Genomic DNA, 833 nt, shown 5'->3' on the forward strand with positions numbered 1-833 from the left:
GGTCTGGCTTCGCCTGCCCTATATATTCAGGCAGGGATAATAGAGGTTTGCCTCTATTGGGTTCCCCCATTCGGATATCCACGGATCTAGGTTTGCTTGCAACTCCCCGTGGCGTTTCGCCGCTGGCCGCGTCCTTCTTCGCCTCCTGGTACCAAGGCATCCACCATACGCCCTTTGTATCTTGACCATCTTGGCTTTGCTTGCGCAAAGCTGGTTCTCGCGAGAGAACTCTTCTCTAGTCGCTCGTTTAAGTGGTGTCACTCTTGAGTCTCTAGTGAATTGTTCCTACTTCGTTTCTTCATGTCTGCAGTTTTCAAAGAACATTTTAGTTGGGTTTCTTTTTCCCTACTACTGTCTTTCTTCTATGAGGATTTCTTGCTTCGGTGTCAGGTTCTTACCCTTACGCCTTACTCCTCACTTATTATATAAAACGAACAAGAGAACAAGAGTGATCGACCAATAGGAATAGAAGTCAGATGTCGGTGGTCAGAGGTCAGAATTTAATTGAATTTCCCCAATTATCCTGACTTGCCTTCCTGTTTCTGCTTCGTTTCTCCTTAGAAAGGAGGTGATCCATCCGCACCTTCCGGTACGGATACCTTGTTACGACTTCACCCCAATCACCAACCCCACCTTCGACAGCTGCCTCTGAACAGAAGTCGGAAATCGGATGTAGGAGGTCGGATCTTTGGTTGAAATTGGTATTGCCAATTTCTTCACTAATCTCTGACTTCTTACTTCTGACCTCTGACTTCCGTTCAGTTAGCTCACTGGCTTCGGGTGTTGCCGACTTTCGTGGTGTGACGGGCGGTGTGTACAAGGCCCGGGAACGC

General features: G+C 48.0%; 2 rRNA genes. Both read right to left on the reverse strand.

Features of this window, described 5'->3' with window-relative positions:
* Window positions 1-187: ribosomal RNA gene (locus AAV90_RS05935) — 23S ribosomal RNA — on the reverse strand; the annotation flags it as partial.
* A gap of 374 nt (window positions 188-561) precedes the next feature.
* A 16S ribosomal RNA gene (locus tag AAV90_RS05940) occupies window positions 562-833 on the reverse strand; the annotation flags it as partial.

Source organism: Syntrophomonas zehnderi OL-4, from assembly GCF_000983115.1.
Lineage (GTDB): Bacteria > Bacillota > Syntrophomonadia > Syntrophomonadales > Syntrophomonadaceae > Syntrophomonas_B > Syntrophomonas_B zehnderi.